Annotated in this window: 19 protein-coding genes; 11 read left to right on the forward strand and 8 right to left on the reverse strand. The window is 51.4% G+C overall.

All coding sequences use genetic code 11. The features are described from left to right. Positions 1 to 128 precede the first annotated feature (128 nt). Positions 129 to 983 carry a protein YebF gene (locus tag SANT_RS23810; RefSeq protein ID WP_081730437.1) on the forward strand — a complete coding sequence of 285 codons (855 nt, stop codon included), beginning with the start codon at positions 129 to 131 and terminating at the stop codon, positions 981 to 983. A gap of 231 nt (positions 984 to 1,214) precedes the next feature. Then, positions 1,215 to 3,284 (forward strand): S9 family peptidase, encoded by a 2,070-nt coding sequence (locus SANT_RS08625; protein WP_025421893.1) that lies wholly within the window; start codon positions 1,215 to 1,217, stop codon positions 3,282 to 3,284. A gap of 26 nt (positions 3,285 to 3,310) precedes the next feature. Here the strand turns inward: SANT_RS08625 and exoX are convergent, their stop codons facing one another. Then, positions 3,311 to 4,018 carry an exodeoxyribonuclease X gene (exoX, locus tag SANT_RS08630; protein WP_025421894.1) on the reverse strand — a complete coding sequence of 236 codons (708 nt, stop codon included), beginning with the start codon at positions 4,016 to 4,018 and terminating at the stop codon, positions 3,311 to 3,313. Positions 4,019 to 4,588: 570 nt separating this feature from the next. Next, positions 4,589 to 4,816 (reverse strand): DNA polymerase III subunit theta, encoded by a 228-nt coding sequence (locus SANT_RS08635; protein ID WP_025421895.1) that lies wholly within the window; start codon positions 4,814 to 4,816, stop codon positions 4,589 to 4,591. Positions 4,817 to 5,183: 367 nt separating this feature from the next. Between SANT_RS08635 and ftnA the strand changes: the two genes are divergently transcribed. From ftnA to SANT_RS08655, 4 genes are all read left to right on the forward strand, one after another. Next, complete coding sequence (ftnA, locus tag SANT_RS08640; protein WP_025421896.1) at positions 5,184 to 5,699, forward strand: non-heme ferritin; 516 nt, start codon at positions 5,184 to 5,186, stop codon at positions 5,697 to 5,699. Between the two features lie 254 nt (positions 5,700 to 5,953). After that, positions 5,954 to 6,334, forward strand: a complete 381-nt coding sequence (yobA, locus tag SANT_RS08645; RefSeq protein ID WP_025421897.1) for a CopC domain-containing protein YobA — start codon at positions 5,954 to 5,956, stop codon at positions 6,332 to 6,334. Next, complete coding sequence (copD, locus tag SANT_RS08650; RefSeq protein ID WP_038668403.1) at positions 6,335 to 7,225, forward strand: copper homeostasis membrane protein CopD; 891 nt, start codon at positions 6,335 to 6,337, stop codon at positions 7,223 to 7,225. Positions 7,226 to 7,264: 39 nt separating this feature from the next. Next, on the forward strand, positions 7,265 to 7,618 hold the full coding sequence (locus SANT_RS08655; RefSeq protein WP_025421899.1) for a YebY family protein: 354 nt from the start codon (positions 7,265 to 7,267) through the stop codon (positions 7,616 to 7,618). A 1,327-nt stretch (positions 7,619 to 8,945) separates the two neighbouring features. On the opposite strand, the gene SANT_RS08660 is transcribed toward SANT_RS08655, so the two are convergent. From SANT_RS08660 to SANT_RS08670, 3 genes are all read right to left on the reverse strand, one after another. Beyond that, positions 8,946 to 9,647, reverse strand: coding sequence for a helix-turn-helix transcriptional regulator (locus SANT_RS08660; RefSeq protein ID WP_025421900.1), 702 nt, complete (start codon positions 9,645 to 9,647; stop codon positions 8,946 to 8,948). Between the two features lie 341 nt (positions 9,648 to 9,988). Then, entirely contained in the window at positions 9,989 to 10,687 is a 699-nt protein-coding gene (locus tag SANT_RS08665; RefSeq protein ID WP_025421901.1) for a helix-turn-helix transcriptional regulator, read from the reverse strand. A gap of 1,038 nt (positions 10,688 to 11,725) precedes the next feature. After that, a complete protein-coding gene (locus SANT_RS08670) occupies positions 11,726 to 12,439 on the reverse strand; it encodes a helix-turn-helix transcriptional regulator (RefSeq protein WP_025421902.1) in 714 nt (237 codons plus the stop codon). Between the two features lie 918 nt (positions 12,440 to 13,357). Between SANT_RS08670 and SANT_RS08675 the strand changes: the two genes are divergently transcribed. Then, positions 13,358 to 14,038 (forward strand): SOS response-associated peptidase family protein, encoded by a 681-nt coding sequence (locus SANT_RS08675; protein ID WP_025421903.1) that lies wholly within the window; start codon positions 13,358 to 13,360, stop codon positions 14,036 to 14,038. A gap of 1,066 nt (positions 14,039 to 15,104) precedes the next feature. On the opposite strand, the gene SANT_RS08680 is transcribed toward SANT_RS08675, so the two are convergent. Continuing rightward, entirely contained in the window at positions 15,105 to 15,341 is a 237-nt protein-coding gene (locus tag SANT_RS08680; protein ID WP_025421904.1) for a DUF2171 domain-containing protein, read from the reverse strand. Between the two features lie 995 nt (positions 15,342 to 16,336). Between SANT_RS08680 and SANT_RS08685 the strand changes: the two genes are divergently transcribed. Next, positions 16,337 to 16,549, forward strand: a complete 213-nt coding sequence (locus SANT_RS08685) for a hypothetical protein (RefSeq protein WP_025245146.1) — start codon at positions 16,337 to 16,339, stop codon at positions 16,547 to 16,549. Positions 16,550 to 17,028: 479 nt separating this feature from the next. Here the strand turns inward: SANT_RS08685 and SANT_RS08690 are convergent, their stop codons facing one another. Both SANT_RS08690 and SANT_RS08695 read right to left on the reverse strand, forming a co-directional pair. Continuing rightward, a complete protein-coding gene (locus tag SANT_RS08690) occupies positions 17,029 to 17,664 on the reverse strand; it encodes a two component system response regulator (protein WP_025421905.1) in 636 nt (211 codons plus the stop codon). Then, positions 17,657 to 20,467 (reverse strand): hybrid sensor histidine kinase/response regulator, encoded by a 2,811-nt coding sequence (locus SANT_RS08695; protein WP_025421906.1) that lies wholly within the window; start codon positions 20,465 to 20,467, stop codon positions 17,657 to 17,659. The genes SANT_RS08690 and SANT_RS08695 overlap by 8 nt, the downstream gene beginning before the upstream one ends. A 216-nt stretch (positions 20,468 to 20,683) precedes the next feature. Between SANT_RS08695 and SANT_RS08700 the strand changes: the two genes are divergently transcribed. From SANT_RS08700 to sctD, 3 genes are read left to right on the forward strand one after another with little or no spacing between them, the layout of a single operon-like run. After that, positions 20,684 to 21,082 carry a hypothetical protein gene (locus SANT_RS08700; RefSeq protein ID WP_025421907.1) on the forward strand — a complete coding sequence of 133 codons (399 nt, stop codon included), beginning with the start codon at positions 20,684 to 20,686 and terminating at the stop codon, positions 21,080 to 21,082. Beyond that, positions 21,066 to 22,544, forward strand: coding sequence for an EscC/YscC/HrcC family type III secretion system outer membrane ring protein (locus SANT_RS08705; protein ID WP_025421908.1), 1,479 nt, complete (start codon positions 21,066 to 21,068; stop codon positions 22,542 to 22,544). Before SANT_RS08700 ends, SANT_RS08705 begins: the two co-directional genes overlap by 17 nt. Then, complete coding sequence (sctD, locus tag SANT_RS08710) at positions 22,541 to 23,731, forward strand: type III secretion system inner membrane ring subunit SctD (RefSeq protein WP_025421909.1); 1,191 nt, start codon at positions 22,541 to 22,543, stop codon at positions 23,729 to 23,731. Before SANT_RS08705 ends, sctD begins: the two co-directional genes overlap by 4 nt. The last annotated feature ends 8 nt before the right edge of the window (positions 23,732 to 23,739 follow it).

The raw sequence follows: 23,739 nt of genomic DNA on the forward strand, positions 1-23,739 counted from the left end.
CCTTCGCGAGGAACCATGAATAAGCAACTATTTAAAGCTTTTGAAATAAAACAGTTTCGCACGGAATTTTTAACCGGCTATTATCATCTAATGAGGTGAAAAAGATTAACTGATCACGTGGAGGAACTATGCGTAAAACGGGAAACAGGGTGGTGGGGATGCTGGTGGCGGGACTATTGGTATCGTCAATATCGGCGCGGGCAGATGATGAAACGCCGACCCCCGTCCCTGCGCAGGATACGACCGGGCAGTCAACGCAGCAGGCGGCCGGCGATAGCCAACAACCCATCACGCCCCCCGGTGCCAACACCCCGCAACCTCAGGATGAGAACAATGCCGCCTCAAACGGCAGCGGCGATGGCACAGGCACCTCGCCCGCACCGGGCGGCAGTGCCAATGCGACGAGCGCCGCACCCAGCGGCAGCGCCAATGCGCCAGACACTCCGCCCGCGTCAAACGGCGACGGTGACCATGCCGCCCCGCAAAGCAATACCAGCAGCGCTGCGCCCGCCGGCAACGGCAAAGGCAACGACGACAACGCTGCCGCTGGCCAAAACGGCAAAGAGCCGGCCGTAGCAAGTGCGCCCAAGAGCGGCGCCAATGGGGCTGCTGCGGCAGACAAGCGTACGGCAGCCAAAAAAGCAGCGGCGGATAAAGCGGCCAAAGCGAAAAGCACCAAACCCGGGCCCGCCGCCGCCACGCCTGAAATCGCCAAAGTCGCCCCTTGTCCCGATCTCAACGCTGCCCAGGTCGCGGAGCTTATCGATCAGGATTACACCGAAAACCGGTTTCAGCGCTCCGAACAGGACCAGCAGGCGGCCGGCGGCAGAAATATCAACGCTTGGGTAAACCCGGAAGACGTTACCGGCGTGGGTGATGTTTGGCAGGCGCCGCTTAAGGTGCGCGGTAACGAGCAGGACCTGAACTATGCCGTTACGCTCGACTGCACCAAAGGTGAAATCACCTACCGGTTAAATAAATGATTTTCCCCGGCGCCCCACGCGGGTGCCGGTGCCGTGACGGCGACGCAGCCTATTTCTTTTCCTTTTGTGAACCCCTCGCTTTGGTCTGCGCCCATGCCCGCGCCGCGCCGGCTCGGCCCTGACAAGCGCAGCGGCGCGGCCTGATCCACGCTGCCGCGCTGGTTCCCGCTGCGCTTGGCATAGCACCATATTCGTGCCACTCTATTTTTATAGAGAATAAGGAATTGCCGTATGACATTGCCACCCAAAGCTGAAAAACGACCCTTTACGTTAACGCTACACGGCGACACCCGTGTGGACGACTATTACTGGTTACGCGATGATAAGCGTGAAGATCCGGCGGTGCTGGATTATCTCAAGCGGGAAAATACCTACGGCGAAATGATGATGGCCGAGCATGAAGCGTTGCGGCATCAACTGTTCACGGAAATGGTGGAGCGCATACCCCAGCAGGATCGTTCTGTACCCTACGTCCGTCGGGATTATCGCTATCAAAGTCGCTACGAAGAGGGTAATGAATACGCCATCTACACCCGTCAGCCGGCATCGGCCAATTTGCAAGGCGAGTGGGAGGTGTTGCTTGACGGCAATCAACGCGCAGCCCAGAGCGAATTTTATACCATGGGTGCGCTGGAAATCAGCCCCGATAATCGTATTATGGCCGTCGCGGAAGATTTTTTATCCCGCCGCCTCTATGGGCTGCGTTTTAAGGATTTAGCCCGTGATTCATGGTTTCCGGAAGTCATTGAACATGCGTCGTCCAGTTTTGAATGGGCCAACGACTCGCGGGTGCTGTATTATGTCCACAAGCACAGAAAGACGCTGTTGCCATATCAAGTATGGCGCCATGTGGTGGGCACGCCGACCACGCAGGACGAGCTGATTTATGAAGAGCAAGACGACACCTTTTATGTCAGCGTGCATAAGACCACGTCGGAGCGCTATATTCTTATCGCCCTCGGCAGCACCACCTCCGGTGAAATTCTGCTGCTCGACGCCGACGATCCCAAGGCGAAACCGCATCGGTTTTTGCCGCGGCGGCACGACCACGAATATTCATTGGATCATTATCAGGGCCACTTCTACATCCGCTCCAATCGCGACGGTAAAAATTTCGCGCTGTATCGCGGCGAAACCGGTGAGGAAAAGCTCTGGCAGGCGTTGATCCCGGCGCGCAAGGACGTGGTACTGGAGAGCTTCACGCTGTTTCGCGATTGGCTGGTGCTGGAGGAGCGCCATATGGGGCTCACCAGCCTGCGTCAAATCCGTTGGTCGACCGGCGAAGAAAAGGGCATCGCGTTTGATGATCCCACCTACGTGACCTGGCTGGCGTACAACCCCGACCCGGAAAGCGCGCAGATGCGTTACGGTTACTCCTCCATGACGACGCCGACGACGCTATTCGAGATGAATCTGGATACCGGCGAACGCACGCTACTCAAGCAAACGCAGGTGAAAAACTTCCAGGCGGACCATTATCGCAGCGAACGGCTCTGGATCACCGCCCGCGACGGCGTCGAGGTGCCGGTGTCGCTGGTTTACCGCAAGGATTTGTTTAAGCCGGGCTGCAATCCCCTGCTGGTTTACGGCTACGGCTCCTACGGCAGCAGTATGGACCCGGACTTCAGCGCCAGCCGGCTGAGCCTGCTGGATCGCGGCTTCGTCTTTGCTTTGACGCACATACGCGGCGGCGGCGAACTCGGCCAAGAGTGGTACGAGGACGGCAAATTATTTAACAAGATGAATACCTTCAACGATTTTATCGACATCAGCCGCGAACTGTTGCGTCAAGGGTATGGCGATGCCGAGCAGGCCTTTGCCATGGGCGGCAGCGCCGGTGGGCTGTTGATGGGGGCGGTCATCAACATGGCGCCGGCGCTGTTCAAAGGTGTAGTAGCCCAGGTACCCTTCGTGGATGTGGTGACCACAATGCTGGATGAATCCATTCCGCTGACGACCGGCGAATATGAGGAGTGGGGAAATCCGCAGGAGGAAGCCTTCTATCGTTATATTCTGCAATACAGCCCTTATGACCAGGTACGTGCGCAGGCTTATCCTCATTTACTTGTCACCACCGGCCTGCATGATTCGCAGGTGCAGTATTGGGAGCCGGCGAAGTGGGTGGCTAAACTGCGTGAAGTGAAAACCGACGATCATCTGCTATTGCTGTGCACCGATATGGACTCCGGCCATGGCGGCAAATCCGGTCGCTTCAAAGGCTATGAAGGAGTATCGATGGAATATACCTTTATTCTGGCGCTGGCCAAAGCCGCCGGCAGCCCGCCGACGGGGCCCGCTTAACCGTCGGAGAGCCGCGTCGTGCAGCTTTACTCCCCGGTATGTCCCTCGGCATGGCGTTGTGCTTCGCTGGCTGCCCCGGAGAGATGGTAGTTGAGGCTATAACGCAGGTCGGCGGATAAATCGCGCAAATTGGCCAGCAGCCAGTGGAGATAACCGGGGTCATCACGGGCGATCTGCGCCAGCGGCTGGCCGCGGTACTTACCGAATTTCAGGCTGGAGAGTAACGTGGCTTCATTACTTATCGCCACCATCTCTTCGGGGCTCCAGCCGGAATCCTGCCGTATCTTCATCAACAGGGCGGCGGTGACGTAGCAATCGTACAACGCCCGGTGGGGGTAGAGCCCCGCCGGCGGCGCAACCTGCAACTTAAGCGCATAACGCAGATATTGATTGCCGTACTTGATACCGGGGTACAATTTGCGCGCCAGTTTCAGGGTGCAGATCCACGCACCGTTCATCTCCGGCAACATCCGCCTGTCGAAGGCGGCATTATGCGCGACATAATAGGCGCTGCCCTGGTAACGGCCGATAACGCGCGCGATGCGCGGTTTATCCGCCACCATCTCTTCGGTGATATGGTGGATAGCCATCGCGTCCAGTCCAATGGGGCGTCCCGGATTCACCAGATCGCTCATCACATTGCTGATGCCCGTATCGCTAAGGTCCAGCGAGGCGATTTCCACGACGCCTGCGTCAAGGCCGCAGGTCTCGGTATCGATCACGCGAAAGGTCATAATTGGTCCTGTGCTGGCAAAGTTGCCTTATTATGACGCCTTAAGCGGCAATAAAAAACCCGCTGCGAGGGCGGGTTGATAGGAAAGGAAGCGGCGAGGCATCACACAATGTCGGCAGGCGCCTTTTTGCTGCGCTTTTCGGCACGCTTTTCTTCCGGGGTTTTCAACGGTTTCTTCTTGGTGTCTTTTTTACGATCCATTCCCTTACTCATAATGACCTCTCAGTGGCAGACAGGAAATGCTGGATTTATTAACTGCCGATTGTCGGTCGTTGGCAACACAAATTGTGCTATTTGGTGCCGAAATAGCATGACGGGCCTTGCGGTGCCGGGAGCGTCAGCGAAACGCGGCGCAGGGTGCGCCAGTTATCGCGCGACGCATGCCGCCGCGTGAAAGGAGGCCGTGCGCGCCCGGCAATTGCATGCACACGCCGCAAAACGGAAAATGCGGCATAACCTTCACGTCGCCCTTAGCCCTTCGCGCATAGGCGAGGGGGTTACCCCCAGGAATAGACGGCGATGAGACACCACACTGTGGCACAGGGCGCACAGCCCTCCGCTTTGGGGAGGATTATTTGCGCGGCTCGTAAGGGAGGCGGGAGAAGTTGAGTGAAGCCTGCCGATAGAAGGCCACGCGGTTACGGAAATAGTCGCGTAACTGCGCGGGTTGGTCCCGCTCCACCTGTTCCGCCACCACCGGCATGTTATAGCGCTCTTTGAACGCCACGGCAGACGCCGCCAGGTCGACGTTGATTTTATCGCGCGTTGGCTCATCAAGGGTGGCTAAATTGTACGTCATCGTAACTCTTCCCGGTTCATTGCGGTTCGGCGTACAAAATAAAGCAGCCGGCGACGGTTTGCAAGCCGCCGGTGGGAAGGGGTGAATAATAATCGTTTCTATTTCGTTTTTGGCATCTTTGCCGTGGCGATACAGCGTGGTGCGGGAAATAATGGTTAATTAAGAATGCAAATAATAATCCCTATCAATTCCAAGCGAGGAATAATTATCACTCCCTGATGCGGAACAGTGAAATTATCGCAGGTCATTGAATTTGGCTGATTTTAAATTATCCGTCTATTTCGGAATAAGCCGGTTTGTTTTTCCCGATGATGTTGGCATAATAGCGAAAATAAATCACCTGCACATCCCATAAGGACGCCAGACAATGTTAAAAAAAGAAATGGCCAGCAAGCTAAATGAACAATTAAATCTCGAATTCTTTTCCGCCAATCTCTATTTGCAAATGAGCGCATGGTGTAATGACAAAGGATTAGAGGGCGCTAGCCAGTTTTTCAAAACCCAGTCCAGCGAAGAGATGGATCACATGCGCCGCCTGTTTGATTATCTCAATGACACCGGCACCATGCCGGTACTGGGGGCTATCGAAGCGCCGCCGGTCGGGTTTCCTTCCCTGGCCGAGCTGATCAAACTCGCTTACCAGCATGAGCAAATGATTACACAGAAGATTAACGAGCTGGCCCATGTCGCCATGACGCTGCAGGATTATTCCACGTTCCACTTCCTGCAGTGGTATGTCGCCGAGCAGCACGAGGAAGAAAAGATGTTCAAGTCAATCCTCGACAAGCTGGCGCTGGTGAACACCGATGCCAGCGGCCTGTTCTTTATCGATCAGGATCTTAAGAAAATGAATGGCGATAACAGCGTCGCCACCACGATGTAAGCGCCTGTCTCTGCTAATGATTTCTCCTGTCCGCCCCTGCATCACCGCCGGGGCGGACGGGTGCGTTGTCCTCGACTTCACCCGCCGCAGCCGCTATTATTTGCCCGCGCTCATGTCAGCGGGATAGCCAGCCTTGCCCGAACCTACAGGCCTTTTTCGCCGCCGGCGGTAATGGCTATACAGTGGATCCTGCCGTCTTGTTACCCGTGCCATGGCGTTTATTCCGACATTTATCTACTTAAGGAAAGCCACTAATGTCAATGCAACGTATTGCCGCGCCGGTGTACGCGCTGGCGTTATTTGCCGGAGCGGTATTCTGCGCGCCGCGGGCAGAAGCCCATGCGCATCTCAAGACGCAATATCCCGCTGCCAATGCCACCATGACGGATGCGCCGCAGGCGCTTACCCTGACCTTTACCGAAGCGATTGAACCTGCTTTTAGCGGTTTAACGTTAACCCGTAAGGATAACCAGCCCGTGCCGACCGGGCCCATCAAGACCGATCCGGCCAATGCTACCCAAATCATCGTTCCGTTTAAGCAGCCGCTGACCGCCGGCGAATACGTAGTAGCGTGGCATGTGGTTTCGGTAGATGGGCATAAAACCCAGGGCAGCTACTCCTTCAGCGTCAAATAAATGGCCTCGTTGCCGGCCTGGTTCGCGGCCTGCCGTTTCATTCATTTTGCCGCGTTGATACAGCTCGCCGGCGTGTTGCTGTTCAGTGAACGTCTGGCGCCGCCCGCGCTGCAGCCTCTGCTGCGGCGCGCATTTCGGCGCAGCCAAAGCGGTTTGGCGCTCGTGGGTCTGTTGACGGCCATCGCGCTACTGGCGCTCCAGGCGGGCCTGATGGGGCAGGGGTGGCCGGATACTCTACGATTGGAGGTGTGGCGTGCGGTGCTGCATACCTCCTTTGGTCAGGTATGGTTCTGGCACCTGATGCTGGTGCTGGCGACCTGCGGCGCGACGCTCGGCGCAACGGCCTCTCCCTGGCGTTACCCGCTGTTATTGATGTTGTCGATGGCGGCGCTGCTCAGTCTGGCGTTCACCGGTCATACGGCGATGTATGACGGCTTACGCGGCGCGGCGCAGCGCAGCAACCAGATGCTGCATCTCTTGGCGGTGGCGGGGTGGCTGGGGGGACTGTGGCCACTGTTGTTAACGCTGCGCTGGCTTAGGTGCCTGCGTTTACGCGCTGGCGCCTTGACGGCATTAATGGCCTATTCCCGCAGCGGTCACGTGTGGGTGGCGCTGGTGATCCTCACCGGAGTAATGAATACTTCCCTAGTTCTGGGGCATTGGCCCTTCGCGCTGGGACAGCCCTATTCGCGTATGCTGCTTATCAAGACCGCCGCCGTCGCGGCCATGGTAATGCTGGCGTTAACCAACCGCTACCGGATCGTCCCGACCATGCGCACTGACGAACCCCGCGCCATTAAACGGTTGACCCTGTTGACGTTAATGGAAATCGCCTTGGGCGCGCTGGCGCTGTTGTTGGTCAGCGTATTTGCGATGCTCGAACCCCAATAAGTCACGGCTACGGGCCGTCAGGTTATAAGCAGGTTTACCATGAAAAAACGATCGGTTGTTGTTGTCCTCGTATTGCTGGCCTCGCAGTACGCCAGCGCTATTGAAATTATCACCCTGAGCAAATTCCAATACGGTAAGCGGTGGGCGTTCACCAAAGAAGAAGTGCAGCTCATGTGCCGCCCGGATCACGCGCTGTACGCCCTGAACATGAGCACGTTGATGCAATACCCGTTGAACGAGCAAGCCGAACAGCAACGAAAAGAAGGCCATGTCCACGCTCAGCCCATCGACACTATTTTGCTGGATGATCCCGACCGGCCAGGGCAGAAAATGAGTATCGCGCCTTTTGTCGAGCGCGCCCAGCAGTTGTGCGTGGACAAAACCGTACCCTAACGGTGAAGGTGGGAAAAAATCACCAAAGTGCAAAGGTTAAGCAACTGAAGTGTGTCTGTTATCACAGAGTTAAACTTTGATGACAGAATATGCGCGCAATGGCGCCTCGGCGGTGGAAAAGCGGGGTCTGCGCTCTATACTTAAGACTGTAGGACGTTAAAAGCCTACGAAAAATGCCAACTTTTAGCGCACGGCTCTCTCCCAAGAGCCATTTCCCTGGACCGAATATAGGAATCGTATTCGGTCTTTTTTTATCCGATTGAAATACAGCGAAAATTTCGCTTTTGTTCAAAATTAACCGCATTATGTCCGATAACGCGATAATTGGATCGTACCATCACAAATGCCTGACCACGAGAAACGAGGTATTTTTTGGTCTTCGACCTGTGCTTATGTCCGAGTGATTTTTGTGCAAATTCATTTCAATTCTCCACAGCGTACAGCCGGCTTACAAGACTCCTTATCTCATGAATAGAAGGGGAATGGTTGCCAAATTGGACACCGCTCGATTCACTGGCTTCTGCAAATGCGCTGGTAATGGCATCAGGTAAAATCGAACCCGCTTTACTTTGTCCTTTTCTGACTGAAGAGTAAACGAGGTAACCAGTAGGATTTCCTTGCCGGCATGTTTCGATGACATCGCGCAGATTTATCCCGGCGGAGCAACAGAATGAAATGAAAGTGCAGAATTAGCGACCTCGTCAATCGTCGGAGCATACGGTGTAAGGGCACAGTATATTGGCCCTTCTATCTTAGCCGCTTCCCCGTTTCCTAGAGCGGAGTAGAACTACATTACGCTATCCGTCAATAACCTGCGTGCTTGAGCTTTCTTACCTATTTACCCCCATGTAATAGCCTGCTTGTGCTGTATTCATGTACAGTATTTCGAGGTGAATGACTATTGGTCAAATGATGGTGTAGGGGATTGATCTAAATGCGCTCGTCAGCGCCAGCGCTGCGGCTTACTCCATGCTACCGGGTGGTATCTTTGTTAACGCTGGGAGCAGGGAAGGGGCGATGTTGATTGTTGACTGTTTTTGCAACGCCGGTCCACGACAGCATAATCATAGCAGCGGAGAAGGGGCGCTACATGATACGCCGCTTGCTGCTGCGGCCGACGCTTCAGCATCTGGACAGGCTAAATGAGTTGCTAGACGCGAGGTCATAGGAGAACGAACAACAGGGAGGTGATGCAGCAATTTTCGGCGTGATCACGTATATCATCAACGACGTGCGGACAAAGATATTCGATGTTAATCCGGGTCTTGGCGTAGGCAGCCCGCTCCAAGTTAGCGGGCTAGCAGTGCATGTAAGTTGCCCATAGTCATTACCAGCAAAAATTCACGCCTTCTCTGAGGAGTTTTTTGGGTACGTAGTTATTCAGACCTACATTATGACAATATTCAATCAGGCCATTCAGTGAATTGACGCCGATCTTCTCATAAATCTTCAGCAATCTATTTTCAACCGTCCTGTGTGATATACACAGTCTAGGCCCTATTTCCTTTGCTGTTTTTCTCCGAATCGCGTAAAAAATTATTTCCAGTTCACGCTCGTTAAAAATGTCAACCGCTGGGTTAAGATTCAATACGGAAGGTTTCAATTTATCAAAAAAGTCATAAATTGAAATAAAATTGACTCGCTTTGCATAAAAAAGCGTTCCAATAACCTGATTTTCCGGAGTATAGATTGGAAACTTATGACAATACCATGGCTCTAAAACAGCATTACGAGTAAAATATGACGTGGTTATTATTTCGGCGCCCTCTGGGCTAGATTCTGCTTTTCTGTCATGGGCTTTATAATCCTCGGCCATTTCTGACCAGGGAGTAGGGAATTCTTCATCCAATCGTCCTTCAAAATTAAACCCGGCGGGAATATTGAAAAAATCCATAGCGGACTCATTGATATAAGCGAATCGCGAGTCGACACTTTTAACGGCCCACGGCACTTTAGATTTCTCAATCAACGACAGCAGTGGTAATCTATCAAGGGAATGGTTGCTTTGGACTGAAAAGTTGTTTTCCATGATTGCCTCCTGGCATAGCCTACATTCATATCATTAAGGTCACATAATCATTCATGTTCATAAAGCGTATTGCCTGATAAATACCTTGGAAATCGGGATGCATTTATCAAATTAAATTCAGTATCTAATCCTTGATGTATTGCTTATAACGCATTTTCATCGACGCTATATCGGGTTATGTGTGGCGGTCAACAGGCTGTATAACCTTGTGAGCCTGTAAGTACAGCCGGATAGCGAGTAAGTAATCGGTCGGTTAAGTTTAATGGTCATCCATGTGTTTAAGTCGTTAGCCCGCTTTAAGTAGGTGGACTAGCAGTGCATTAATTTGTCGATGGTTATTATCAACAAAAGTCTACCCCCTCCCTTAGCAAATTTTTTGGAACATAGTTATGCAAGCCGACAGTATGGCAATACTCAATTAATCCGTTTAGTGAATTAACGCCAATTTTGTCGTAGATTTTCAGTAATTTACTTTCTACTGTCCTATGGGAAATGCATAATTTGAGTCCTATTTCTTTTGCCGGTATTCGCTGTATCGCAAAAAAGATGATCTCCAATTCGCGCTCAGTAAAAATGCCTACTGGCGGGTTTAGGTTTAAGACGGAAGGTTTTAATTTGTCGATAAAATCAATTATTGACATGAAGCTCAATCTTTTTGCATAACATAATGTTCCAATCACTTGTTTTTCAGAACTAAATATTGGAAACTTATGACAATACCAAGGTTCTAAGACAGCATGGCGGGTATAATAAGAAGTGGTTATTATCTCGGCGCCACCTTGGCTTGATTCTGCTTTTCTATCATGAGCCTGATACTCTTCCGCCATTTCCGACCAAGGGCAAGGGAACTCGCTGTCCAATCTGCCCTCAAAGTCAAAAGACAAAGGTATATTGGAAAAGTCCAAGGCGGGCTTATTTATATAAACAAATCTCGAGTCAATGCTTTTGACGGCCCTAGGTAGTTTAGATTGCTCGATAAATGAGAGTAGTGGTAGTTTCTCCAAGGATAGGTTTCCTTGGTTTGAAAAGTTGTTTTCCATAATTGCCTCCTGGCAATATCCTCCATTATCATCAATTAATGTACTTGGTTATTTATGCCTGTAAAGAGTACTATCTCCCAATTGTGTAGGCGTTAGGGTACCATTACAACAGTACAAATCGAACGAAAGCCATAATGGTATACTGCTAAAAGTTGATGGCCACACCGAGCCTCTTGCGTGCCGCAGTAGATAGGCTTTGTAATGTGCGGACGGCGGCATTAGGGCGTTGCGGGGAAGATGATAATTCACGCATTTAGCAGATTAGATGCCACTGTTGCAAACGCAGGGTAAGCTAACGCCGATGCTGGCTTCATAGAATTAGGTTAGTGACGGCAGTTAAGCAGATAGTATGCAGAATAGTTGTATATATAATTGCAAAAATGCTGGTAACCGATTGATGCTAAACATTTTCTAGAATGCAGTGCAACCTAATTAACAACTGTATTTATAATTAACTATATGATTATGGTAAATTATAAACCTAGAGTCATACCAGGGCATTATATCCGCTTTTTTCCTATTGTTTGTATTCATTTTCTGAATGCAATCATGAAATTTTTTAAAAACCGTTAGAGATTAAGATAGAATATATTCTCGAACGCGCGGATCGAGAGATCTCTTCGTCTCTGCGCTAGTTTGGGTTCCCGTCATTTTGAGCAAAATCATCCTCTCTAACTGTGTCATATGGTCGTCGAGCAGAGTTATCTATTTCCTGAAGCGAGGGGCTTTCTGAAGCGAAGGGTGTAAGAGCAAAATTTTGTATTTGATGTGCCTTGAATGTTCGAAAACACGCCATGCGGGCTTCAGGTTGCCGCTACTGAAACGGTTAACGCAGCAATAGGGAAAATGGCTGAATGCTTAATATATGCATCCTCGTGTGAAAATCGACTGTCGCGGGTGTATGCGGCTATTCTTGGGGAGGATCTCCGGCATCAATAACGACGCTTGCATGCAGGAAATTAACTACAATACATGGAATTAGCTAATATGGCCCGCTTAAGCTGGCAGGCAGGCAGCGCATTGATTTGCCCACGTTCGTCACCAGCAAAAGTTCACGCCTTCTCTGAGGAGCTTTTTGGGGACGTAGTTGTCCAAGCCGACATTATGGCAATATTCAATAAGTCCGTTAACTGAATTAACACCTATTTTCTCGTAAATTTTTAATAATCTGTTTTCCACCGTTCTATGCGAGAGGCACAATCTAGGCGCGATCTCTTTGGCGGATAATTTTTGTATTGCATAGAATATAATTTCAAGCTCTTTATCGGTAAAGAGATCAACGGGAGAATTAAGTGTGATGGTAGAAGGACGTATACCGTTGAGAAAATCAGAGATGGAATTGAACTGAAGTCTTTTGTTGTAATGTATATTCCCTAATACCTTTCCATCTTTATTATATATGGGAAATTTGGCGCAATAGCATGGCTGTAGTATGGAATCTCTACCGAAATTAGAAATAGCAATAATTTCAGCGCCTCCCGGGCTAGCCTCAGCTTTCCTGTCATGTGCCTGAAGCTCGTCCGTTAACGATGCCCAAGGGCATGGAAATTCATCATCACGGCGACCTTCAAAGTCGAATCCTTTGGGAACATTTAAAAAATCACAGCAGGCATTGTTTAAGTAAACTATGCGGGAATGTGTGTCTTTAATGCCCCAAGGTATATGAGACCTTTCCATTATTGCCATCATTGGAATATTGCTAATTGACTCTACGGTGAATAAGCTTTGTGATGACGGTACTATCGCTTCCATTAGGTTATCTCCTTTGACTGTTCCGCATCATTTAGTCAGGCAGAATTAAACTCCCATATTTATCCCCTTGTGTAAAGAGTACATTCTCCCAATTGAGAATTCGTTGTCATTTATTAATGAGATAGATATTGTGGCTGGTATGATCGATGTTGTGTGTCCACTTTTGCCGAACCTCATGCAAAACGCAGCTAGTTATCTGATTAATGCGACAAATAATATCAAGTGTTGTGGCTATACTCAGGCCGTTATGCTCTCCATTCGTAAATACGCTGAAAGGAAGTCTACATCGATTTGGTGCTGTAATGGCATCATCTTTAATGCAATTGTCAGCCAGCAAAATCAGTCATAACTGCAATACTTATCGACCAAGGGCATTCGCACGCGAAAAATGAATTTGGACGAAGGCGCCTGCGTTTCGTCTGATAATTGATGAATGAAATTGTTTTTCTCTCAATTGTACTATTACTTCCTATCGCTATCTGTAAGTGAAAACTGCAAACTCTAATTTGTCACTCGACTCAATGCCCTAGGCTTCTGTCATTGGTGATCATTGCTATTTGCCTATACTGGCATAGGCAAGGCGCTTTTGTCATAAGGTGATGTATTATATCAGCGCGCAGCCTCCCTGTTCTCATTTATGTCCTCAACCTTGTCTCGTCGCGATGAAACATGTAAAGGCAAGTTAACGAACTTTAAAAATGATCGAGATATTGATGCTGCAAGATCTGGCAATTTAACCTCTTTTTTTTGTCAGTATGCATTGTAATTTATCATTAACTGCTTTTGTGCAGTGTTAATATATTATGTATTTACTACAAAATTGAGGAAAAGGGTAGACTAGTAAAGTGTCGTTCATCATTAAGGCACTTCTGTCGACATGAATAATGCTTACCATATTGAGCTTATTAAGGAGCGTATATGTGTGGTCGTTTCGCTCAATTTAACAGCCGAGAAGCGTATTTAGAGACCCTTAATACCTCTCCAGGCGATATGATTTATGACCCTGAGCCGATTCGGTGCTACAACGTCTGCCCCGGCATGAAAGTGCTGCTTCTTAGCGAGCGTCATGATCAACTCCACCTTGACCCGGTTTTTTGGGGCTACAAACCCGAATGGTGGGATAAACCACCCCTTATCAATGCTCGTGGCGAGACTGCTGCTACAGGACGTATGTTTAAGTCTTTATGGAACCGAGGCCGTGCCGTTATCCCGGCTGACGGCTGGTATGAATGGAAAAAAGAGGGGAATAAAAAACAGCCTTACTTCATTTACCATAAAGCAAAAAGACCTCTTTTTTTTGCGGCGATTGGCAAAGAACCTTACGATAAAGAACACGATAGAGAAGGGTTCGTTATTGTCACGGCCTCGAGCAACAAGGGGATGGTTGATATCCATGACCGCCGTCCGCTAGTTATTAGCGCCAATAGGGTGAGAGAATGGTTAAACAGGGAAACAACGTCAGAACAAGCACAGGAAATCGCTCGTGATGCGGCATTACCCGAGTGTGATTTTACATGGCATCCCGTCTCTAAAAGGGTGGGTAATCCCTATAATCAGGGCGCTGAACTAGTGAAGATGATAAATGACCCCGAGGTTTGAATGCTTTTCTTCCACCTTTTTCCGGTAGCGAGCTTTGACTCGCCTCTGCCGTCGATAACCTCGTCGCAATCAGCTGCTTCAGGGATTGCCCGCCAGGTATGACGACAATGTTAATAAATCTTAAGGGGCGATCTCAGTTAATCTCAGTGATCTAGGCTCCCTGCTGTATCTGCACGGGGCGATTGATGGTAATCGCGTCTCACCGCAAGCCACGACGCCACCCTAGGTCGTCTGGCATTTGCGCTTTAACCTTAACGTCATTGATCCTGCATCGGCATGACAACCTGGATCGTCAAAACAGGGCTATGGCTCTGTCAGTGCCAGATAAGGTTAAATCGAAGACGCTGCACAAGGTTATCACGGGTCATGATGCCGCTGGTAAGATGTCCTCGCGGTCGATGTGGCAGCGGGCAGGCCTGTTCCTTAAAGGACTTCATTGGCCTCTCTGGGCAGCCTGCGTCAGCGATCTGGGTAATTGTCTTGACCCTTGTTCATCAAAATAGGCGTCACGGAACAAGGAATGCCGCACTATAACATAACTCACCAAAACATTTCGACGACAGGATGCAGCAGAAGGGTTTTCGTATACGTCATCCTAAAATGCCTTCAGCACCTCCTTGGTTTCCCCCGTTCATTCCTGCGACGACCGCTCGATAAAGGTTCCTCTGTTAATATGAAGACGGCGGGGATATTGAATGGGCTTCACCGCGAAAAAAGCTGTTTAATATCACGTGCAACATTGAAGAAGGGCGGCCATGTATTTTGGAGGAACATTAATGGGGTAAGTCTGCATCTACTGTCTGAAGGATGCATTAAATAAACAGTGAACGCATTGCGGTCATTTTCTTTATAAAAAAGGAAATACTTCGCGATGCTGAACTTGAAATATTCGATGCCGGGATAATAGCATGAAAAATGCGGCTCTTTTGCAGGATAGGTTATTTATTTTTTATTAAGTAAGGGGTGTTTTTGTCTTTTGGGATGCCTGCACGGCAGGTTGATGCTGCGCAGGCTTTAACACGGGTGAAAACCGTTGCAATTTCGCCGGCCGTCGGCGCAGCGGCAACTAGCAGGCTTGCCACGCTTGATGCACTTCATCTTGGGTTTTGGAGAGTATCACCTTGTTTTCCTTGACTTCTTTGACCCAGGATAAGGGGATCAAATGGTGCTTGCCGCCCGATTCCGGGTCGTTTTTTGCGAGCTTAATATGATCCTCACCTTCCATATGATCGACGATGCCCACATGATTCCCACCGCAGCAGGTAACTTGAGCATGTTCCATAATTTGTGATTTATTGACCATGGTAGCCTCCTATTGGCTTTGAAATAAATGACCATTGAAAGTATAGCGGACGACCGGATGTCTATTTTCCGCAATGACAAATTATCGCAGGCCTGTATTTTAATAAGTTGTTAACCGCAAGCGCGGTGGTAATGTTTTTTTAAATGCCTCAAGTAGAAATGACATGATGCTGGCAAGCTAAACGATAAGAAAATGAACAGGCTAACGCCCGCGATGACGTCAAGCCCGTTGTTCGATGGCCTGGCGGGGGGGATAATCTGTCCTCGGTGAATGGGGTCGCACCGCGAGAGAGGAAGAGCGATAATAGCATTGACGCGCCAGGCAATAACGCGATCGCTTACGGCGTTTGGTCGCGCAACGGGTTAACTGTCGACCCAAAAGCTGAGATGGAGAGTGAGAAGAGGCAACTGAACTTTAGTCTAGTTGTTAACCGTTATTGTTACGAGTATAAATTACCCATGTACAGAATGACAGCGCTTAATCTTGTTCACCTATTATCCGCTAAATAAGATAACTCGCGCCTCAATCAACTACAGAGAGGGAGAAAATGGCTGCGGGGTCGCGGTGCGCTGACCAACAGAACGGATAGCGCGGTGTTGTAAACGGTGAAGTCAGAGCGCAAGGAACAGCAAAGAAGAGTAAAGTATACCGGTAAGACGCGCAGAGTGGCGTCGATAGCGTTAAAGTCAGATATATCATACCAGCGGTAACGTGCGCGATGAATGACAATACCGTTGATTATCAACCTATAGCTTAGGGCATTCGTGGCCTGACCACCCAAGGGAAATTTCTATTTTCCTGTATGGCCCGTGGAGAATTGTCGTACTTGGCCCTAATTTAACTAGGCCGTAAGTATGGATAAAAAATTATTTGAAATTGTATTAATGTGAGAATTAATTAACTAGATACGTAAAGAGACAATCATAACCAGATGAAAACCGATGCCCGCAAGGGCAATATTATAATTATTAACAAGCTATTTAGGAGGGAACAATATGAAAGGCGATAGCAAAAAATTGTTACTTCAAGCCATGTTGACAGATGTTCGCGCGCAATTGGTGTCGGCCTTCCATCGGGCCTGCCGGGCGAGGGAAAAGAAACCGGAACAAATTCGGCATCAGGATTTGACCGAATTGCGTAAATTGATTGATAAACTCGATGAAGCTATCCTGCTTGAAAAGCAAAGTTATATTGAGCGGTTTCGGTGATGGGCGCCAAGGAATCCCTTTCGCAATGCGCCGTGCCAAGGATGGACGCCATCAATTGAGACGCCTGCGCCGTGATCATTGCGCGCATATCGACCGCACGGACAAAACAACGTACCCTCCTTACAACGGGGTGGGTTTCAGTGAGCGTCTGTGCAGAGTGAACAAGCAGGGATTCGCCTTGTTGCGGTGGCGTCAATGTCAGCCGAAAACCCGATAGGTAGCACGCCAAATCGTCTTATAATCTGTCGCCACTCTTCGTCTGTCATTCGTTGCCCTGGCGCGGGCGGCGAGGCGTTAAAGCGGGGGAGCCGTGCGGGGCCGTTGAAGTGGCTACCTTTGGTCTGCGGCGGTCGAAACGCTGCTCTGAAGCGGACCGGGGCCTGTGTCACGCCGTTGCAACCGCGCTGAGCACGGACTGGGGGCCGAACCCCGGCGGCGGGAGTAGGGATCGCCGCCATGGTTGGCCAGTATTGTGAAGGTTAGTCGGTCAATCCAAGTCGGCGAGAGCAGTTGAGCAGCTCCGTGACTTTATGGACATTCAATTTTCGCATGATATTCAAGCGGTGGGTCTCCACGGTCTTCACGCTGATGCATAACTGCTCAGCGATTAGCCGGTTGGTGTTGCCATCGGCGATGAGTTTAAGGATTTGTCGTTCCCGAGGCGTCAGCAATTCTTGATTGTCGGCCTCCATGCTCAGGGCGGTATGGATTATATCCCGGTTCAGCGCCGGGTCCACATAGCATTTGTTGACCGCTACGGTTTGTAGCGCCGCCAGCAATACCTGCTGGCGGCTATTTTTCAAAACATAACCTAGCGCGCCGGCGGCCAGCGTACGTATCGCCATATACTCTTCAGTGTGGGCGGTATAGGCCAGAATGGACATCTGCGGCCAGCGGGAGCGCAATTGGGGGATCAAATCCAGGCCGTTAATGCCCGGCAGGCCGAGATCGAGCACCAGAATATCCGGTTCATGGATTCGGCATTGGTTATACACCGCCAGGCCGTCATCGATATGCGCCACGATTTTAAAGCGCGGATAGGGTTCGAGCAGGTTAATGATGCCGTTGATAATCAATTCATGATCATCCACGAGCAGGATTTTATAATTATTCATATTCCGTGACCTCTTGAGTAATAGCATCCCGTGCGGATGCATTTTCGGCGCTTAGATATTTGTCCAGGGCATGACGTAATTCGGCTATCTGTTCCCCGGACAGCGGGAGGCCATGCTTGACCAGATTTTCCATATCGACGACGTCGCACAGCAGTTCTCCCAACCCCGCCTGTCCCAGTCCCCCTTTCAGGGTATGTAACAGCGCGCTGATTTTTTCCACATCGTTAACGTTCAGTTCGATATCATTGAGCAGCGAATGCAGTGATTCGTGTACTTTTTGGCGCAGCAGATCGCTGCCTGCCGACAGAAAGGACGTGGTTAATCGGCTGTCTTGTTCTTGCAGCGGAATATCCCGCTGGAGTTGATATTCTGCGGCGTAGCTAATGCCGTCAGCCAACTGCGCCAGCGTGACCGGTTTGGTCAGATAATGCCGCATACCCGCCTCTTTGCAGCGCGCGATATCCTCCGGGGCGGTATTGGCGGAGAGCGCGGTGATCATACAGTCGCGGTCACGGTTCTCCGGATCCTCGCGCCAGAGGCGGGCGCATGCGGTGCCGTCCATATCGGGCATGCGGACATCCATCAACACCAGATCGAACGGCTGTTGTCGTCCGAGCGCCAGCGCGCTGGCGCCGTCGGCGGCGAGGGTGACATCTTGCCCAAGAGAGTGCAGCATCATGCCGATAATCTCCCGATTGATCACCGCGTCATCCACCAGCAGAATACGCAGCCGCCAGGGCTGTACCGGAATATTGCCGGTGGTTTCCGGCAAGTCGCCCGCGAAAGCGCGAATAACGCGGTCATACAGTTTGCCCGGCAGGAAACGCAGTTCGGCGGCGGAGAAGGGCCCGTCCTCGAGCGACGGCTCACAACTTATGCCCCAGGCGGCCAACTGCCGATGAAGCGCCAACGGTGCGGCCAGCTGCCCTCCCAGCGGGTGGGGTTCACGGTAGTCGTTGAGCGGCATAATAAACGACATGCAGGTTCCCAACCCTGGTGTACTGCTTAACGTGAGCGAACCGCCCATCATCTTCGCCAGATTGGCGGCGATGGCGAGCCCCAGGCCGGTGCCCTGCATAGTGCCTTCGCTCTGGAAAAACGGGGTAAACACATCCGCCTGATCTTCCGGCGCGATCCCCTGGCCGCTGTCGTTGACGGCAAAGATCACTTGCTGATCGTGTCTTTTTACGCTTAAAAAGATGCCGCCGGATTGAGTGAATTTGAGGGCGTTACCGAGCAGATTGACCAGAATTTGCCGCAGACGCATTCCGTCTATATCCAGATACAGCGGTACCTGTTTGCCGACGAAGGTACGTAACGTCAGACCTTTGCTTTGACCCGGCCCCTGTATGGTATGCATCGCTTGATCAAGGATCGGCAGCAAAGGGGTCTCTTCGATATGCAGCGACAGCTGGCCGGATTCGATGCGGGAAAAATCCAGTAAGTTATTAATGATGGATAATAAGGAGAATACGCACTGGCGGGCGGTATCCGCCAGTTGGAACTGCTTATCGGTCAAGGTTGTCATTTGCAGCAGTTCCAGCGCCCCAAGCGAGCCGCTAAGGGGCGTGCGCAATTCGTGGCTGATGGTGGTGAGATGACTGCTCTTACGTTTGTTCGCCCGTTCCGCCTGCTGTTTCGCCTCGTTTAGCGCGCGGGTCCGTTCGGCAACCACATTCTCTAAGTTGTCGTACTGCGTGCGCAGGGTATCCAACAGCAGATTATAAGCATGGGCGATACTGCCCAACTCATCATGGCGATTTTCCGGCAGGCGGGCCGAAAGCGAGTGGGGCCCGGTTTTGCCGATAATCGCGACAAAGTCCCAGAGCGGACGGGCGAGATAGCGATGCAACAACCAGAATAACGTTACGGCCAGCATTAGCAGCGTGACCACCGCAAAGGGCAGTTGTGCCGCAATGACGTCCAGGGTGCGTTTCATACCGCCGCTTTGGGGAAACAAGATCACCTGCTGCCAGCCAGGCCCTTTCAGCTGCGTGCGCAATAGCATATAGCCGGGAACCGGTTGCCAGCCGTCCTTCAGCGTGAGTCGTTGCAGCATCGGCTGGAGGCGGGCGGCGGTCTGCGCCGATACACGCGAAAACGGTAGGATGCGGTTGCTGCCGTCCAGCCAGAGATTAATGTCCGACCCCAGTACCGGGTGGCCGTAAGAGAGTAAATCGTTCAGCTTTACCGTCAGACCGGTGAGTACCTCATTCGGCGCGGCGGCGGCGACGGCCACGCTCCAGCCGGTGCCGGGAAGAAACTCAGGTCTGCCCCAGAACAGGTTATCGTGAGCGGGTTGATTGGGGAAAGCGTTAAGTTCGACCTGCTGGCGGATAAAATAGTCCGGCGTATGGTCGCGCGGCGGTAGCAGCGACACGCCATAGCGACGATCTAAAATAAAGCTATCCAGGTAATAGGTCTGCCCGGCGGTGCCGAAAACCTGGATGAACGTGCGGTCGCGCTCTCTTTTGCCCGGCGGAATGCAGTTATCGGGATTGAAGGGGAAATAGCGGCTTTCGCTTTTTTCACCGGGCAATATCATAAGCGGCGTTGCGTGATAAAGCTTATAGCGGTGCGCGAGCGCTTGGGCATCCCGTTCCGCGCCTTCAAAACGATGGTTGGTCAATTCCATACGCAATGCGGAAAAATGGGCGAGATTCTCTAATATACGGTGTCTACTCAAATTTAACGAAACATAGGTCGCGGCAAATACGGATATGAGCCAGATAATTATCAGACTTATTGATATGAATATAGTTAGCTTTATTACTAAGGACTGTTGTCTTTTCATTATGGTCATCCCTGATTAATGTGCTGATAAAAAGTTGCCGTTGGGATTTTGTCCGTTTTTTAAAAACATCGGATGGTTATAGAATAATGGATGACGCGAGGGTTTATGTATTAATTTGTAAGGGGATATGTGGTTAATTTTGCCCCATTGGGAATCAGGTATTTTGCTGATGTACCCTGTTAGGTTTTCAACTGAGTATGACGAAGTAATGAGGAGAACCCATTCATGCTTAATAGATTTAGAGGCGTCTCTTTTCTTAGCGATATTCATCTATCGGAAAAGGGGAGTGAGGTGTTATTGTTAATTGATAATCAGCCCGCTCGAGCTTATATAAGCACGCTATCATTTTTCTTTACCATTTCAATAAGTGATTCAAATATTTTATCTGATATATCAATACGTTATTTAACATTGCTCTTGGCCGCGCATCCCGGGGTTCATGATTATGCTCTGCAATTATCAGCCGCCGAAGCCTGGCTTGGATGTTATTATGATAAAACCTTAGCAAATGAGACGTTGGCGACGGAATTAGAAAAACAACTTGCGTTGGCGCGATATTTGACAAATGTGGTCGCCGGACTTGGCATAACCCGTCAGGATGTGCGACATGAAGTGGAATTATAACACGCTAATACTATTTATGGTATTTATTATTTCCTCCGTCAATGCCAAAACGTTACCCTGGCGCGAAACGGGTTTTTCTTTGCGTGCCCGGGAAATGCCGTTATCGCAAGTCTTATCCAGTTTGGCTGAGAATTATGATACTTCCATCATTATAGACCCCGAGGTTAATGTGAATTTCAGCGGTTTTATTCCGCCGGGGCCGCCGTTGGCCATTCTCAATAAGTTAATGAGCCAGTATCATCTTATTTTCTATTTTGATGGCGATACCTTGTTTATTTATCCGGCATCACAGCTGAGGCGCCAGGTTATCACTCTCACGACTTTGCGCGCGCTGGAATTCATTCGCTATTTGCAAAACCGTCAAGTACCGGAGAAAAGAAGCTGCGAAATTCGGCGTATTCCCGGGGTGAACGCGCTGGATATTAAAGGCGTACCGGCCTGTCTTGAGCGCGTGTCGCAGCTGGCCTCCATGCTGGATGGTGAGCTGACCAAGCGCCAGGGAGAGGCGGTCAGTATGACGATCTATCCACTAAAATACGCCACCGCGGTGGACGACCGCTATCAATATCGGGATCAAACCGTGGTGGTGCCGGGTATTGTCAGCGTGCTGCGCGACATGAGCCGCGGCGCGGACGCGAGCGGGAATGCGTCGACGCCGCAAACGCAGGGGTTGCCGATGTTTTCCGCCGATCCGCGGCAAAATGCGGTGATCGTGCGCGATTATGCGGCCAATATGGCGGGTTATCGCAAACTCATTATGGCGCTGGATCAACGGCCGCAAATGATTGAGATTTCAGTCATGATCATCGATGTTAACGTCGGCGATATTAATAAGCTGGGTATTGATTGGAGCGGCGCGGTGTCTCTGGGCACTAACGCGTTCACTTTTAATAGCGATGTCGGTCTGACGGGCGGGTTTTCATCGGTTATCAGTAACACCGGCGATTTTATGGTGCGGCTCAATGCGCTGGAACAGAGCGCCCATGCGTATATCTTGTCGCAGCCGTCGGTGGTGACGCTCAACAATATTCAGGCGGTGCTGGATAAAAATGTGACGTTTTATACCAAGTTGCAGGCCGATAAATTCGCCAAACTGGAGTCGGTGACCACCGGTTCCCTGCTGCGCGTTACGCCACGGCTTATGGAAGACCAAGGGAAACAAAACATCATGCTGAGCCTGAACATTCAGGACGGTCAGCAAGCGACGCCGCTTACCGCGACGGATCCCTTGCCCCAGGTGCAAAATTCCGAGATAGCGTCACAAGCCACCCTCCGACCTGGACAAAGTCTGCTGCTGGGGGGCTTCCAGCAGGATAAGCAAACGCAGGGGCAAAACAAAATCCCCTTGTTAGGCGATATTCCGGTGCTCGGTCATCTGTTTAGAAGCCGTACTGATGAAACCCATAGCGTCATTCGACTGTTTTTGATCAAGGCCACCGTCGCCGGTAGTGAAGCGCCATGAAGAATCAGTGGAAAATCCGCCTGCTTGGCGGCGTGCTGCACGGGCGGGAAATCGTCGTGCCTGAGGGCGGTTTGACGCTCGGCGAACGCGGTTGCGATGTCTGTGTTCCCCTTACGGCGGCGGCCAAGGTGGCGTTGACGATAACAGCAGGTCGGTTATATGCCGATGCGGGCGGCGCGTCGGTGCGGGTCAATGGCCGCCGGCATCGGAAGGGTGATGCGCTGCCGGCGTCCGGCATTTTACAGACCGCCGGCGTGACGCTGGCCTTTGGATCGCCGCAAGACTGCTTGGCGGAAATGGTGCTGCCGACGCGCTATGGCGCTTTACTCTGGACGGGCACCCTGGCGGCGGTGTTGCTGGCCGTCATGCTGGCTGGTCTGTGGCTAAACGGCGCGGCGTGGGAGAGCGGCCCCGCTATTCCTGGACGAGTAGAACGGATGTTGCAGCAGCCCGGTATGGACCAGGTTAACGCCGCCTGGGCGCCGGATGGAGTATTGACCTTGTCCGGCTATTGCGCCGAGGGGGCGCAGATGGGAGGGGTGCGTCAGAGACTGGCGTCCTGGGGCGTTGTGTTTCGCGATCGGGTCGTGCGCGGCGATCTGCTCGCTCGCGATGTCCAGGAGCTGTTGCAACAGGCAGGCTACGCCAGCGCACGGGTGCGCAGTACCGCGCCTGGCGAGGTGTCTATCGAGGGCAATATCTCCATGGGTCAGCGCTGGGCTGCGGTGCTGCCGCAACTGCGCCAAATTCCCGGCCTGCGACGTTGGCATATTGAAAATCGGCGCGCGATACAGAGTCAGGCTATCATCGCGGCGCTTAAGGAAGGCGGACTGGCCGGTGAGATTAGCGTGACGCCGGTGGGAGACGCGTTCACGCTGAGCGGGGTGCTCGACGAAGCAGGCAAGGAGCGCCTTGAGCACCTGCTCGGCCGTCTGAGAGCGCAGTTCCCCGGGCTGGCGCTCAGCTATCAGGCGGTACCGGCGTCCGCCGACGGCGCGCAGCGCCTGCCCTCGCCGGCGGCGGGCATCATCCATAGCCGCCGCGGTATTTACCTGGTGCTGGAAAACGGTGTACGCCTACAGGTCGGCAGCCAATTGCCGGACGGCGGTGAAGTGATTGCCCTGACTGACCGCGCCATCGCCATCCACTATCGTGGGGCGCTAATCAATTATCCCTATGAATTCTAGACGGAGGC

This window comes from Sodalis praecaptivus, from assembly GCF_000517425.1.
In the GTDB taxonomy this organism is placed as follows: domain Bacteria; phylum Pseudomonadota; class Gammaproteobacteria; order Enterobacterales; family Enterobacteriaceae; genus Sodalis_A; species Sodalis_A praecaptivus.